At 70.5% G+C, this 14,761-nt stretch carries 14 protein-coding genes; 10 read left to right on the top strand and 4 right to left on the bottom strand.

All coding sequences use genetic code 11. The features are described 5' to 3' along the window. Positions 1–66 precede the first annotated feature (66 nt). The 7 genes from HNR15_RS12370 (at position 67) to HNR15_RS12340 (ending at position 8,063) form a co-directional block, all read left to right on the top strand. A complete protein-coding gene (locus HNR15_RS12370; RefSeq protein ID WP_179482212.1) occupies positions 67–687 on the top strand; it encodes a hypothetical protein in 621 nt (206 codons plus the stop codon). Positions 688–838: 151 nt separating this feature from the next. After that, entirely contained in the window at positions 839–2,035 is a 1,197-nt protein-coding gene (locus HNR15_RS12365; protein ID WP_179483755.1) for an amidohydrolase, read from the top strand. A 175-nt stretch (positions 2,036–2,210) separates the two neighbouring features. Beyond that, entirely contained in the window at positions 2,211–3,308 is a 1,098-nt protein-coding gene (locus tag HNR15_RS12360) for a BMP family ABC transporter substrate-binding protein (protein ID WP_218883699.1), read from the top strand. Positions 3,309–3,486: 178 nt separating this feature from the next. Then, the gene (locus tag HNR15_RS12355) at positions 3,487–5,019 is read left to right on the top strand and encodes an ABC transporter ATP-binding protein (protein WP_179482210.1); all 1,533 of its coding nucleotides are present in this window, start codon (positions 3,487–3,489) and stop codon (positions 5,017–5,019) included. Further along, positions 5,016–6,296, top strand: coding sequence for an ABC transporter permease subunit (locus tag HNR15_RS12350; RefSeq protein WP_218883697.1), 1,281 nt, complete (start codon positions 5,016–5,018; stop codon positions 6,294–6,296). The genes HNR15_RS12355 and HNR15_RS12350 overlap by 4 nt, the downstream gene beginning before the upstream one ends. 67 nt (positions 6,297–6,363) lie before the next feature. Next, complete coding sequence (locus HNR15_RS12345) at positions 6,364–7,668, top strand: ABC transporter permease (protein WP_179482208.1); 1,305 nt, start codon at positions 6,364–6,366, stop codon at positions 7,666–7,668. Beyond that, a complete protein-coding gene (locus HNR15_RS12340; protein WP_343048530.1) occupies positions 7,665–8,063 on the top strand; it encodes a cytidine deaminase in 399 nt (132 codons plus the stop codon). The genes HNR15_RS12345 and HNR15_RS12340 overlap by 4 nt, the downstream gene beginning before the upstream one ends. Positions 8,064–8,151: 88 nt before the next feature. On the opposite strand, the gene HNR15_RS12335 is transcribed toward HNR15_RS12340, so the two are convergent. Further along, positions 8,152–8,652: a hypothetical protein gene (locus tag HNR15_RS12335; protein ID WP_179482206.1), complete on the bottom strand. Its 501-nt coding sequence runs from the start codon at positions 8,650–8,652 to the stop codon at positions 8,152–8,154. Between the two features lie 158 nt (positions 8,653–8,810). Here HNR15_RS12335 and HNR15_RS12330 point away from each other — a divergent pair, with 158 nt between their 5' ends. Both HNR15_RS12330 and HNR15_RS12325 read left to right on the top strand, forming a co-directional pair. Further along, positions 8,811–10,097, top strand: a complete 1,287-nt coding sequence (locus tag HNR15_RS12330; RefSeq protein WP_179482203.1) for a thymidine phosphorylase — start codon at positions 8,811–8,813, stop codon at positions 10,095–10,097. Positions 10,098–10,127: 30 nt separating this feature from the next. Further along, entirely contained in the window at positions 10,128–11,219 is a 1,092-nt protein-coding gene (locus HNR15_RS12325; protein ID WP_179482201.1) for an adenosine deaminase, read from the top strand. Positions 11,220–11,238: 19 nt separating this feature from the next. Here the strand turns inward: HNR15_RS12325 and HNR15_RS12320 are convergent, their stop codons facing one another. Beyond that, a complete protein-coding gene (locus tag HNR15_RS12320) occupies positions 11,239–12,084 on the bottom strand; it encodes an RDD family protein (protein ID WP_343048529.1) in 846 nt (281 codons plus the stop codon). 23 nt (positions 12,085–12,107) lie between these two features. On the opposite strand from HNR15_RS12320, the gene HNR15_RS12315 reads away from it, so the two are divergent. Further along, complete coding sequence (locus HNR15_RS12315; protein ID WP_179482199.1) at positions 12,108–13,103, top strand: stage II sporulation protein M; 996 nt, start codon at positions 12,108–12,110, stop codon at positions 13,101–13,103. 64 nt (positions 13,104–13,167) lie between these two features. Here the strand turns inward: HNR15_RS12315 and HNR15_RS12310 are convergent, their stop codons facing one another. Together HNR15_RS12310 and HNR15_RS12305 are read right to left on the bottom strand one after the other, a co-directional pair. Next, positions 13,168–13,413: a Rid family hydrolase gene (locus tag HNR15_RS12310; protein WP_179482197.1), complete on the bottom strand. Its 246-nt coding sequence runs from the start codon at positions 13,411–13,413 to the stop codon at positions 13,168–13,170. 49 nt (positions 13,414–13,462) lie between these two features. Then, positions 13,463–14,758 (bottom strand): DUF58 domain-containing protein, encoded by a 1,296-nt coding sequence (locus HNR15_RS12305; protein WP_179482195.1) that lies wholly within the window; start codon positions 14,756–14,758, stop codon positions 13,463–13,465. Positions 14,759–14,761 lie beyond the last annotated feature (3 nt).

The following is a 14,761-nucleotide window of genomic DNA, read 5'->3' as shown; positions in this document are numbered from 1 at the left end:
ATCCGCGCCGATCGCACCCGCGGTGCGCACCGGGGGTCTAGCGTCACTCGCGGGGAGGTGGCGTGGATGCGCGGTGCGGGACGGCAGGTCACGGTCACGGTGGCGCTCGCGATGGCGGCGGCCGCGATCGCCGGATGCGGTACGCAGAGCTCATCCGGTGCGCCGTCGTACTCCCCGACCCCGTACACCTTCGTCACGGCGCCGGCGCGGAGTTCGTCGCCGAGCCCCCCGCCGTACGACCAGGCGACGAGCGATCTCGCCCAGTCCATCCAGGCCACCGGTGGCACGCACTATGCGAGCACGTTCGGGTTGGTCCGGTTGAATCCCTCGCAGCACGGCATGAGCGTGGAGATGACCGACCTGGCACTCGCCCGGAAACTGGTCGCGGGTGCTCGCGCCGGTCACCCGACGTGGGCCGAGGTGCCGGTCGCGCTGACCAAGGTGCCGTACTCGATGAAGCGGCTGGAGGCCGCGGAGAACGCGGTGCCGGACGCGGACTGGAAGCGCTACCAACTGGTCAGCGTCGGTATCGAGACCTGCCGATACCTGTCGGTCGCGTCGTCCGACACGCGGCTGAAGGACCCGGTGGCCGGTCGGGTGGGGCGCACGAAGCTCGCGCAGGAGCTCTCCCACACCCTCCGCCTGCCGGTGGTCGTCACCTACTCCACGCCCGCGCACGCCGACTAGCCCACCCGGTCGCACGGGACGGGCGCAGGAAATGGCCACAGCGCCGACAGACCACCCGCGCACCCCACCTGCACCAGGCCCGATCAGCAGCAGCAACTAGCATCGGTTGATCGTGAGCAGCCTTCCCACCCGTAACAGTGCAGCCTTCGACATGCCCGGTCTGGTCGCGGCGACGGTGCAGGAGCTCATGCCCGAGCTGGTCCGCACGAGGCGCGCACTGCACACCGACCCCGAGCTCGGCTTCAACGAGGTGCGCACCACGGCCCGCGTCGTCGAGGCGCTCGCCGCCGCCGGTATCGATTCGCGCACCTTCGAGGGCACCGGGCTGACGGCCGAGATCGGCGCCGCCGACCCGTCGTACCGAGTCGCGCTGCGTGCCGACCTCGACGCGCTGCCCATCGCCGAGCGGACCGGCCTGGACTTCTCATCTACCAACGACGGCATCGCGCACGCCTGCGGCCACGATGTGCACACCACCGTCGTGCTGGGCGCCGGGCTCACGCTGAAGAGGTTCGAGCAGGAGCTCATCGAGCGCGACATGGCGGTGCGGCTGGTCTTCCAGCCCGCCGAGGAGGTCGTCCCGGGCGGGGCCCACACCGCCGTCAAGGAGCACGCCCTCGACGACGTCGACCAGGTCTTCGCGCTGCACTGCGACCCGAGCATCGACGTGGGCACGGTCGGCCTCAAGGTGGGCCCGATCACCGCGGCCTGCGACGCCATCCGGGTGCGCCTGTCCGGGCGGGGTGGGCACACCAGCCGACCGCACCTGACCGGTGACCTGACGTACGCGCTCGCCAAGGTCGTCACCGACGTGCCGGCCGCGCTGTCACGCCGGCTCGACCCCCGGGTCGGCGCTGCTCTCGTCTGGGGCACCGTCGTGGCCGGCAACGCCGCCAACGTGATCCCCGCGATGGGCGAGTGCGTCGGCACCCTGCGGATGCTCGACATCGACGCGTGGGAGCAGGCCGGCGACCTGGTGCAGACGCTGGTGCACGAGGTCGTGGCACCGTACGGCGTGACCGCCGAGGTGGAGTACACCCGCGGCGTGCCGCCCGTGGTCAACGACGCGACGGCGGTGGAGCGGCTCACCTCGGCCTGCCGCGCGGCCGTCGGGCCGGACGCGGTCGTGCCGACGAAACAGTCGCTGGGCGGCGAGGACTTCAGCTGGATGCTGGCCCGCGCGCCGGGCGCGATGGGCCGACTCGGCACCCGCACACCCGGCGGCCCGACGTACGAGCTGCACCAGGGCGACCTCGTCGTCGACGAGCGCGCCATCTCCGTGGGGGCCACCCTGCTGGCCGCGACCTGCCTGCTGCGGCCAGACTCCGCGGCCGACGCCGCCGTCTGAGCCTGTCGGCGCGACCGTTCGCCGGCCGTGGCGCAACCGTTTGATAACGGTCGCGCCGACACGGCCGGACCTACCCGAACGCGCCGGTAATCTTTGCGCGTCCGCACCCCGCCCGACGTCTGCGCCATCAGCGTGAGTCGGCGCCGATGTGCCCCCCACCTACAAGGAGATGTCTGTGCGTTCGGTGATGAAGATCGCGGCGGTTGCCGCACTCGGCTCGCTGGCCCTGACCGGCTGTGGCAGCAAGCCCGGATCGGGATCGAGCGGAAGCGGTAGTGGCAGCTCCGGCTCCACGACGGCTGCGAAGGCCGTCGGCAAGAAGATCAACGCGTGCATGGTGCTGGACACCGGTGGCGTCGACGACCGCTCCTTCAACCAGTCGTCCTGGGACGGCATGAAGGCGGCCAATGCCGCGAACCCGAACATCTCGATCAAGTACGTCCCGAGCAACTCCGGCGCGGACTACACCCCGAACCTCACCAAGCTCGCCACCGGCGGGTGCGCCACGGTGATCGGCGTCGGCGGCCTGATGTCCGACAACGTGAAGTCTGCGGCCAAGACCTACCCGAAGGTGCACTTCGCCGAGGTCGACTCCCCGGGCACGGGCGCCAACTTCTACGGCATCCAGTACAACACCGCGCAGGCCGGCTTCCTCGGCGGTTACCTCGCGGCCAGCCTCACCAAGACCGGCAAGGTCGGCACGTGGGGTGGGCTCAACATCCCGCCGGTGACCATCTACATGGACGGCTTCCAGGAGGGCGTGCAGTACTACAACACGCAGAACAAGAAGTCGGTGCAGGTGCTCGGCTGGGACGAGAAGACCAAGAAGGGCACCTTCTCCAACAGCTTCACCGACCAGAACAAGGGCAAGTCGGTCAGCCAGTCGATGGCCAGCAACGGCGCCGACATCATCTTCCCGGTCGCGGGCGGATCCGGCCTGGGCGCGGGCGCGGCGGCACAGGCCTCCGGCGGCAAGCTGAAGATCATGTGGGTCGACACCGACGGCTGCGAGAGCGCCGCGCAGTACTGCAAGTACATGGTCGGCAGCGTCACCAAGAACCTCAGCGGCGGTGTGCAGGCCTACCTGAAGTCCTCCGCGGACGGCACCTACCCGACCGGTAACTACATCGGCACCCTCGCCAACGGGGGCGTCGGCCTGGTCGACAACAACAACAGCCAGTCGGCCACGCTGAAGGCGGAGCTGGCGAAGGTCAAGGCCGGCATCGTGTCCGGCTCGATCAAGATCACCTCACCGAGCCAGCCCACCAGCTGACACCGGTGATCGCAGGGGCGGGGCGGGCCGACGGGCTCGCCCCGCCTTCTGTATGACGATCGGGAGCGGTCCCAACGCGCCGCGCGGCCACCCGATCACCAGCCGTCCTACCGACGACGGACGGCGGGGCGGGTAACCTCGCGCGAAGCGTCGACGACCAACGGAGCGGGCCTTCACGATGAAACTGCAGTTGCAGGGGATCACCAAGAGATTCGGCACCTTCACCGCGAACGACCAGATCGATCTGGTCGTGCAGCCGGGGGAGATCCACGCCCTGCTCGGCGAGAACGGCGCCGGCAAGAGCACCTTGATGAACGTGCTCTACGGGCTCTACGAGCCCACCGAGGGCACGATCCTGGTGGACGACGCACCGGTCACCTTCAAGGGGCCGGGCGATGCGATGGCCGCCGGGATCGGCATGGTGCACCAGCACTTCATGCTCGTGCCGGTGCTCACCGTGGCCGAGAACATCATGCTCGGCGCCGAGCAGACCTCCCGCGGCGGCTTCCTCGATCTGCGCCGCGCTCGCAAGCTCGTGCGCGAGCTGTCCGACCGCCACCACCTGGAGGTCGACCCGGACGCCAAGGTCGAGGACCTACCGGTCGGCATCCAGCAGCGGGTGGAGATCCTCAAGGCGCTGGCCCGCGAGGCCAAGGTGCTCATCCTCGACGAACCGACGGCGGTCCTCACCCCGCAGGAGACCGACCACCTGATGGAGGTCATGCGCTCGCTCAAGGCGCAGGGCACCTCCCTGGTCTTCATCAGCCACAAGCTGCGCGAGGTGCGCGAGGTCGCCGACACCATCACCGTCATCCGGCGCGGCAAGGTCGTCGGCACCGCGCAGCCGACCGCGACGGCCGCCGAGCTGGCCGCCATGATGGTCGGCCGCACCGTGCAGCTGCGGGTCGACAAGGAACCCGCCAAGCCGCGCGACGTCATCCTCGACGTGGACAAGCTGCGGGTGGTCGACGCGGCGGGCCAGGTGCTCGTCGACGACATCTCCTTCTCGGTGCGCGGCGGTGAGATCTACGCGATCGCCGGCGTGCAGGGCAACGGCCAGACCGAGCTCACCGAGGCCATCGTCGGGCTGATCGAGCCGGCGTCCGGGCGCGTGATCATCGACGGCGAGGACGTCACCGACGACACGACGTACGACATCCTGCGCGCCGGTGTCGGGTACGTGCCCGAGGACCGCGCGCACGACGGGCTGGTCTCCAGCTTCAGCATCGCCGAGAACCTCGTGCTCGACATGTACGACCAGGCGCCCTTCGGCGGCCGGGTCCAGTTGAACAACAAGGAGATCGCCAAGAACGCGGCCGCGCGCGTCGAGGAGTTCGACGTGCGGACCGAGTCGCCCGGCGCCACCGCCTCGACCCTGTCCGGTGGAAATCAGCAGAAGGTCGTGCTGGCCCGCGAGCTGTCGCGCCCGCTGCGCCTCTTCGTGGTGTCGCAGCCGACCCGCGGCGTCGACGTCGGCTCGATGGAGTTCGTGCACAAGCGGATCGTGGCCGAGCGCGACCGCGGAGCCGCGGTGCTGCTGGTGTCCACGGAGCTGGACGAGGTGGTGAGCCTCGCCGACCGGATCGGGGTCATGTACCGCGGCGCCATCGTCGGGGAGCTGCCGCCGACCGCGTCCGCGCAGGAGTTCGGCCTGCTCATGGGTGGCCAGCATGGCGACACCGGCGATCACGACACGAAGGAGTCCGCGTGAGCGAGCAGAAGGCCGGGGGCGAGCCCGCGGTGAGCACCCCGGAGAGCGGCAGCAGCAAGGTCGACCAGACGCCGGATGGCGGCGCGGGGCGACTGCGCGAGATCTTCCGCAGCGACCACCCCGCGATCCTGACGATCCTCGCGATCTTCGCCGCCGTGGTCATCGGGTCGATCCTGATCATCGCGTCGGACCAGGCGACCCGCACCGCGGCGGGCTACTTCACCGCGGCTCCGATGGACACCATCTCCGCGGCGTGGCACGCGGTGTCCGGCGCGTACGTCGCGATCTTCGAGGGGTCGATCCTCAACCCCTCGAGCCTCTCCAGCGGCAACGCCACCACCATCTTCGGCCCGATCTCGGAGACCATCGTCAGCGCGACGCCGCTGATCTTCGCCGGCCTGTCGGTGACGCTGGCCTTCCGCGCGGGCCTGTTCAACATCGGTGCGCAGGGCCAGATCCTGCTCGCCGCGATCTTCGCCGGGTACGTCGGCTTCAGCTGGCACCTGCCCGTGGTGCTGCACGTGATCGTGGCGGTGCTCGCCGGCATCCTCGGCGGTGCGCTGTGGGCCGGGCTGGCCGGCGTACTCAAGGCCAAGACCGGGGCGCACGAGGTGATCACCACGATCATGCTCAACTACGTGGCGCTCGGCCTGATCCAGTACCTGCTCGGGGTGCACGGATTCCAGGCCAAGCCGTACAACCAGGCCATCTCGCCCGCCGTGGACCACAACGCGATGTATCCCCACCTCCTCGGGTCGGCTCTGCGCGCGAACGTCGCGTTCCTCGTCGCGATCGCGGCGACCGTGGCAGTGGCATGGCTGCTGAACCGCAGCACCTTCGGCTTCCGGCTGCGCACCGTTGGCGCCAACCAGGACGCGGCGCGTACGGCGGGCATCAGCATCTCCAGCGTCTACATCGTGGTGATGCTGATCGTCGGCGCCCTCGCCGGCCTCGCGGGCAGCGCCCAGGTGCTTGGCACCTCCCCGCAGGTCACCAGCGACATCGACGCAGGCGTCGGGTTCGACGCGATCACCGTGTCGCTGCTCGGCCGCGGATCGCCGATCGGCACCTTCTGGGCGGGCATGCTCTTCGGCGCGCTGCGCGCCGGTTCGGTGCAGCTGCTGGCCTCCACCAACACCCCGTCGGACCTGGTGCAGGTGCTGCAGGCGCTGATCGTGCTCTTCATCGCCGCACCCGGACTGGTCCGGCTGATCTTCCGGCTACGCCGCAGTGGCGGCGGCCAGACCGCCGTGGTCGCGAAGGGATGGAACGGATGAGTCACCCCATGAAGTTCTCCGCTGCGCTCCGATACATCGCGGGGACCCCGACGAAAGGCGAGTCCCGATGAGCGCGCCGGTCACCGACGAGGAACTCGTCGTCCACCACAAGACGGTGCGGGTCGGTCCGTCGCGCACCCGCCGTACGGTCGTCGCGATCGGGCTGATGGTGATTGGCCTCTTCACCGCGCTCGTGCTCGGCACGACCGGCACCCAGACGGACGCCAAGTTCGGCTTCGACGCCGGCGGCGCGCAGGTGCACGTGCCGACGTTGAGCTTCGCCGAGGCGCCGTTCTGCTTCGTCGTCGGAGCATTGATCGTGCTGGCGGGGATCTACCACCTGGTGCGCGGTTTCACGCCGGTGGCGATGCGCTGGGTCGGCAGTGGCGTCGGCGTGCTCTTCCTGCTGGCGTTCCTCGCGTGGGCGGGCACCGGCGGCAAGACGGTGCAGTTCACCTCCCTGCTGCAGCAGGGACTCCTGCTCGCCACCCCGCTCGTCCTGGGCGCGATGGGCGGCATCCTCTGCGAGCGCAGCGGCGTCATCAACGTCGCGATCGAGGGTCAGATGCTGGCGGGCGCCTTCGCGGGTGCGCTGCTCGGGACGGTCGCCGGCCTGTTCGCCGGCGTCATCGCGGCGATCGTCGTCGGCGGCCTGCTCGGTCTGCTGCTGGCCGTCTTCGCGATCAAGTTCCTGGTCAACCAGGTGATCCTCGGCGTCGTGCTCAACGTGCTCGCGCTCGGCCTGACCGGCTACCTCTTCGACGCGATCATGGCCAACAACTCCAACGGCACCAACAACCCCAGCTTCTTCGACCCCGCGAAGATCCCCCTGTTGGGCGACATCCCCGTGGTCGGTCCGGTGCTCTTCGACCAGAACTACATCGTCTACGCCATGTACGTGATCGTCATCGTGATCGACGTGGCGCTCATCCGCACCCGCTGGGGACTGCGCACCCGGGCCGTCGGCGAACACCCGCAGGCGGCCGACACGGTCGGTATCAACGTGCTGCGGCTGCGCTACCAGAACGTCGTGCTCGGCGGCTGCGTCGCCGGGCTCGCCGGGGCGTTCCTCACCATCGGCAACGTCGGCTCCTTCAGCAAGAACATCTCCTCCGGTCAGGGCTTCATCGCGCTCGCCGCGGTGATCTTCGGACGCTGGACACCGCGCGGAGCGCTCGGCGCGGCGCTGCTCTTCGGCTTCGCCGGCGCGCTGCAGTCGGTGCTGTCCTTCGTGAACCCGCCGCTGCAGATCAACTCCAACCTGCTGAACATGCTCCCGTACGTCGTGACGATCTTCGCGGTGGCCGGTCTGGTCGGGCGGGTGCGGGCGCCCGCAGCCGACGGCGAGCCCTACGTGAAGGGTTCGGCGTGACCAACGCTCTGGCCCAGGTCGACTGGGAGTTGTTGCACCGCACCGCGATCGAGGCCATGGAGCGCGCGTACGCGCCGTACAGCAACTTCCCGGTCGGTGTCGCGGGGCTCGTCGACGACGGCCGGATCGTGTCCGGTTGCAACGTGGAGAACGCGTCGTACGGCGTCGGCCTGTGCGCCGAGTGCGGGATGGTCAGCGACCTCGCGCGCACCGGTGGCGGCCGGCTGATGGCGGTCTGGTGCGTGGACCGCTCGGGGGAGGCGCTGATGCCGTGCGGGCGCTGCCGGCAGCTGCTCTGGGAGCACGGCGGACCCGAGTGCCTGCTGCAGACCCCGCTCGGCGTCCGGTCGATGAGCGAGATGCTGCCGCAGGCGTTCGGGGCCCACAACCTCTAGCCCCCCACCGCCGAGTGGCATACCTGTCTTTCGGGTGCACCCCCGAGAGGTATGCCACCGAAAACATATGTATGCCACTCAGGGGCGGCTACTTGCGCAGGCCGAGCTCCTTGCCACAGGCGGCAGCCGCGGCCAGGTAGATCGCGTTGTCCTTCGAGTCGAGCCGGGCGTTCTTGTCCGCAGCGGCGTACGCCTTCACCGCGCTGGCACTGACCTTGTCGTAGGTCTTGTCGACGATGCAGGCGGAGATCTTCTGCACGACCGCCGGCTTGAGCTTGGCTCCCTGCGCCGTCTGCTCCAGACCCTTGGCGAGACCGGCGGTTGCTGCTGCCTTGGTGGGCTTGCCGCCGCCGGCAGCAGCGGAGGAGCTGGCACTCGTGCTCGACGGAGTCGTAGAGGCGGGCGCGCTGCTGGAGGAGCTGGAGGTGGTGCTGCTCGGCGCATTCGACGAGCTGCTCGAGGAGCTGGAGCTGCTGGACGAGCTGACGCTCACCTTGTCGCTGCTGCCGCCGCAGGCGGCGAGGCCGAGCGGGAGGGCGAGCAGCGCCGCAGTGGCGGCGGTGCGGGTGAGCGTGGACGTGATCGACATCGGTGAATTCCCCTCGAACATGATGGACGCGCCCGTGACGTGGGCGCGTGCCGCGAGCTTACGGGCGAGACGGGACGTTTCGTGGCCGAACGCGCTTGCGCACGCGAGCGATCGGAGCGGGCGGGAGTCCGCGCCCAGGGCCGTGGCAGGATCGGTGGATGCCTGAATCGCACGACGCCGTCGATGTCATCCGCGCCAAGCGCGACCGCCACGAGCTGGACGACGGCCAGATCGACTGGGTGATCGACGCCTACACCCGCGGCGTGGTGGCCGACGAGCAGATGTCGGCGCTCGCGATGGCGATCCTGCTGAACGGCATGACGCGGCGCGAGATCGCCCGCTGGACCGCGGCGATGATCGCCTCCGGAGAGCGGATGGACTTCTCCGGGCTGTCCCGCCCCACCGCCGACAAGCACTCGACCGGCGGTGTGGGCGATAAGATCACCCTTCCGCTGGCGCCGTTGGTCGCGGCGTGCGGTGTCGCCGTGCCGCAGCTGTCCGGGCGCGGACTCGGCCACACGGGCGGCACGCTGGACAAGCTGGAGTCGATCCCGGGCTGGCGCGCCGACCTCACGAACGAGGCCATGCTGTCCCAGCTGGACTCGGTCGGTGCGGTCATCTGCGCGGCCGGCGCCGGTCTCGCGCCGGCCGACAAGAAGCTCTACGCGTTGCGCGACGTCACCGCCACCGTCGAGGCGATCCCGCTCATCGCCAGCTCGATCATGAGCAAGAAGATCGCCGAGGGCACGGGCGCGCTGGTGCTCGACGTGAAGGTCGGATCGGGCGCGTTCATGAAGGACGTCGCCGACGCGCGCGAACTGGCCACCACCATGGTCGGCCTCGGCGCGGACGCGGGTGTCCGCACCGTCGCGCTGCTGACCGACATGTCGACGCCGCTCGGTCTGACCGCCGGGAACGCGCTGGAGGTGACCGAATCCGTCGAGGTGCTCGCGGGAGGCGGTCCGGCCGACGTACGCGAGCTGACCCTCGCGCTCGCACGCGAGATGGTCGCTGCCGCAGGCGTTTCCGACGTCGATCCCGCGGACGCCCTCGCCGACGGACGCGCGATGGACGCGTGGCGGGCGATGATCGCGGCGCAGGGTGGCGACCCGTCGGCCACGCTGCCCGTCGCCCGCGAGCAGCACGTCGTCACCGCACCGCGCGACGGGGTGCTGACCCGGCTGGACGCGCTGCAGGTGGGGGTCGCGGCCTGGCGGCTCGGTGCCGGGCGCGCGCGCAAGGAGGACGTCGTACAGGCCGGCGCCGGCGTGCAGTGGCACGCGCGACCGGGTGACTCCGTGCGTGCGGGGGCGCCGCTGCTGACGCTGCACACCGACACCCCGGAGCGGTTCGAGCGGGCGTTGACGTCGCTGGAGGGCGCGTTCGACATCGCCGACGCGGACGTGTCCGATCGACTCCCGCTGCTGATCGACCGGATCGCCTGAGAGCGCCGGCGCTCGCCGTACAGTGACCGGATGTCGCAGACCCAGGCACCCCTGACCTACGAGGAGATCGTCCGGCTTCCGAAGGTGCTGCTGCACGACCATCTGGACGGCGGCGTACGGCCGTCGACGGTGGCGCAGCTGGCGGACGAGACGGGTTACGACGGGTTGCCGACCAGTGACCCGTCGCAGCTCGCGCAGTGGTTCCGGGAGAACGCCGACTCCGGCTCGCTGGTGCGCTATCTGGAGACGTTCGCGCACACCGTCGGCGTCATGCAGACGGCCGATGCCCTGCGCCGTGTCGCGCGGGAGGCCGTCGAGGACCTGGCCGCGGACGGCGTCGTCTACGCCGAGATCCGCTACGCGCCCGAGCAGCATCTCGAGCAGGGGCTGAGCCTGGACGACGTGGTGGAAGCCGTGAACGCCGGTCTGCGCGAAGGGGAGTCGCTCGCGGCGGAGCAGCGCCGCACCATCCGGGCGAGGGCGCTGCTGACCGCGATGCGGCACGCCGCCAAGAGCACCGAGATCGCAGAGCTGGCAGTGCGATACCGCGACGACGAGGTCGCGGGTTTCGATATCGCGGGTGCGGAGGCGGGCAACCCGCCCACCCGGCACCTCGACGCGTTCGAGTATCTGCGCCGCGAGGACGCGCACTTCACCATCCATGCCGGTGAGGCGTTCGGGCTGCCGAGCATCTGGGAGGCCATCCAGTGGTGCGGCGCTGAGCGGCTCGGCCACGGCATCCGGATCGTCGACGACATCGAAGGGCTCGGCACGTCCCGCGTGCAGCTCGGGAGGCTCGCGTCGTACGTCCGCGACCGCCGCATCCCGCTGGAGCTGTGCCCGTCCTCCAACGTGCAGACCGGCGCTGCGACCTCGGTCGCCGCGCACCCCATCACGCAGCTGCGCGACCTGCGCTTCCGGATTACCGTCAACACCGACAACCGGCTGATGAGCGACACGTCGATGTCGCGGGAGATGTGGCTGCTGGTGCAGGACGCCGGGTGGGACCGGGAGGACCTGCGCTGGGTGACGATCAACGCCATGAAGTCGGCGTTCCTGCCCTTCGACGAGCGGCTGGCGATCATCGAGGAGCAGATCAAGCCGGGCTACGAGGCGCGCTGACCGGCTGCCTCGGTGGGATTCAGCGGCCGGTGAGCTCGTCGACCGGTACGACGCGAGAGCGCAGCCTGGCGTCGCGGGCGAGGCGCTGCTGGTCGCGGCGACGGCGCTCTGCGAGTACGGCGGCCAGGAACTCCTCGTCGGACGTGCCGGGCGGTGGTGGCGGTGCGACGCTCGGGCGCACCGCGGCCGTGAGGTCGGCGCCCAGCCGCGCGCGGGCCGCCGGCGTGAGGGTCCGCCGCCGCAGCAGGAACTGACGCACCGCGAGGGCGGCGCCGTCGGGCAGGGCCGAGATGTCGGTCGACCGGGCCCACCGCTCCAGTCGCATCGGCACCTCCGGCGGCGCCGCGAGTTGCAGGCGCACGTCCTCCTGCACGACGTACGTGCCGGCGGCGAGGTCGCCGAGCCGCTTGACGCGGGTCGTGGCGACCGCCGCGATGACGGCCGGCACGCCGTACGCCATGAAGAGCTCCACGAAGCCCACGAGTCCGCGCACGAACGCGTGCCGGAAGACGATCGGGCCGCCGTCGTCGCGCACGACGCGGAGTCGGCAGATCAGCTTGCCGAGCGATCGCCCGCGGGTCAGTGTCTCCACCGCCACGGGGACGACCAGGAGGCAGCCGACGGTGCTGAGCAGCGCGAGCGTCTGGGTGCTGGCCGCGCTCGCGTCGAACGACTGCGCGAAGACCACTATGAAGAGCGCGATCAGCAGGAGCAGGTAGAGGACGGTGTCGATCACGCGGGCGACCACGCGGATGGGCAGCGATGCCGGCGGGATGTCGATCAGGACGGCTTCGCCCGTGACCATGGTGTCCGCCTCGGCGCCACGCAGGGCGCGCGGCTCCGCGAGTTTCCCCCGGTCCGTCACGTCGGTCAGCGTACCTTTGCGCCATGGATCTGGACGCGTACGTCGCGGCCCACCACCTGGAGTGGGAGCGCCTGCGTGACCTGGGGGCGCGGCGCCGGTTGACCGCCGCAGAAGCCGACGAACTGCTCGACCTCTATCAGCGCACCGCGACGCACTTGTCCCAGATCCGTTCGACGGCGGCCGATCCCGCCCTGGTGCAGTACCTGTCCGCCCTGTTGTCACGCGCGCGGGCCAGGTCGATGGGCGGGCGCACCAGCACCTGGTCGGGCGTCGCGCAGTTCTTCGCGGTCACCTTCCCGGCGGTGCTCTACCGGCTGCGGCGGTGGTGGCTGACCGTGCTGGTGGTCAACGTGGCGGCGGCGTTCGTCATCGGCGCATGGGTCGCGCGGCACCCGGGCGTGCAGTCGTCGTTCATCAGCGGGAAGCAGGCCGACCAACTGGTCAACCACGACTTCGCGGACTACTACTCGCAGTACTCTGCCACCGATTTCGCCACCCGCGTCTGGACCAACAACGTGTGGGTCGCGGCGCTGTGCATCGCGGTCGGTGTGCTGGGGGTGCCGGTGATCTACTTGCTGCTCCAGAACGTGCTGAACGTCGGGATCATCGGCGGCCTGATGGCCGCACACGGCAAGCTCTCACTCTTCTTCGGGCTGATCCTGCCGCACGGGATGCTCGAGCTGACAGCGGTGTTCGTGGCTGCAGCGGGCGGACTGAAGCTCTTCTGGTCATGGGTCGAGCCGGGTGACCGCACCCGTCCCGACGCGATGGCCGCGGAGGGGCGGTCGGTCATCACGCTGGCGCTCGGCCTGATCGTCGTGCTCCTGGTGACCGGCGTGATCGAGGCGTTCGTGACGCCGTCCGGGCTGCCGACCGTGGCGCGCATCGGGATCGGGGTGCTCGTGGAGGTGCTCTTCCTCCTCTACGTCTTCGTCGTCGGCCGGCGGGCCTTCTTGGGCGGTGAGACCGGCGACGTGGCCGAGATCGACCGCAGCGCGGCCCTCCCCACGGTCGGCTGACCCCCGCTTTTGGACATGCACGGCGGGGCACATATGCCCCGTTGTGCATGTCCAAGAAAGGGCGTCAGAGGACGGCGGTGACCAGGTCGGACCGCTCGGCGGAGGCGACGAGTACGCGGGTGGAGACGACGTCCCTCAGCTCGGCGCCGGCGTCGGCCAGGGCGACCTGCAGGTTGCGCATCACCTGGTGTGCCTGAGCCGCCACATCGCCGCGCCCGACCACGCCGCCCTCGTCGTCCAGCGGGCAGGATCCGGCGAGGAAGATCCACCTGGATCCGGCCGGGGCGCCTCTCGCGTTTTGAACATGCACAGCGGGTCATATCTGCCCCGGTGCGCATGTCCAAAACCAGGGGAAGGGGTCAGAGGAGGGACTGCCGCTTGAGCATCAGGTAGTGGTCGACCAGGGCTGTGGGCAGGTCGTCGGGGGACTCGTCCAGCACTGTGACACCGAGCTGACCGAGGGCGGTCGCAGCCCGCTCGCGCAGGGTGAGAGTCCGCTCGGCCGCGGCCGCGTCGTACGTCTCGAACGCCGTCCGCCGCTGCGAGGCCATCTCACGCAGCACCGGGTCGGTCACCGACGCGACGACGACCCGGTGCCGAGCGGTGAGCGCCGGGAGCACCGGCAGCAGTCCCTCCTCGATCGCTGCGGGTTCGAGGGAGGTGAGGAGCACGACGAGGGCACGCTGGCGTGACAGGCCGTCGACCGCCCCGGCGAGCCTGGACCAGTCCGCCTCGATCAGCGCCGGCTCCAGCGGGGTCATCGCGGTCACCAGCCGGTGCAGCAGCTGAGCGCGGTCGTGGACGCCGATCACCCGGGAGTTGATCATGCGGTCACCGGCCAGGAACTGCACCCGATCGCCCGCGCGCGATGCCAGCGCGGCGAGCAGCAGTGCGGCGTCCATGCTGTGGTCGAGCCGGGTCGTGTCGCCCACCCGGCCGGCGCTGGTACGCGAGGTGTCGAGCAGGATCACCACCCGCCGGTCGCGCTCGGGCTGCCAGGTGCGCACCACCAGGTGCTGTCGCCGGGCGGTCGCGCGCCAGTCCAGGCTGCGCACGTCGTCCCCGTCGACGTAGTCGCGCAGCGAGTCGAACTCGGTGCCCTGCCCGCGCACCCGCACCGCCGCGCGTCCATCGATCTCGCGCAACGCGCGCAGTCGGCTCGGCAGGTGCCGTCGCGAGGGGAACGCCGGCAGTGCGCGCACCGTGCCGGGCACGGCGACCGAGCGCTGTCGGGCAGCCAGCCGCAGCGGTCCGTAGGAGCGCACCGTCGTCCGGTCCGCGAGCCGGTCGCCGCGGCGTACCGGCGTGAGCCCCGTTGTCAGCCGGACACTCTCACCCGGAGGCAGGGATGCCGTATGCCGGGCCGCGCCGGCTCCCGCGGAGGGTTGCCACGCGTCCCGCAGCAGTGCCCGCACCTGCCGACGGCCGTCGTTGCGGACCAGCAGCGAGGTCGACGTGGACTCCCCGAGCACGACCTGCGCGCCGGGGGACCGGGTCAGGTGCAACCCCGCCGGCGACCCGGCGAGCAGCACGTCGACGATCACGAGCACGGCCACGACCGCCAGCCACACCAGCACCGACGACGCGCGCGGCACCACCGCGACGTAGATCAGGCCCAGTGCCGCCAGCAGGACGGCGCGTCCGGTGATCGCCATCGG

Origin of the sequence: Allobranchiibius huperziae, from assembly GCF_013410455.1 — a bacterium.
GTDB lineage: Bacteria > Actinomycetota > Actinomycetes > Actinomycetales > Dermatophilaceae > Allobranchiibius > Allobranchiibius huperziae.
This window is presented reverse-complemented; position numbering and strand designations above follow the sequence as displayed.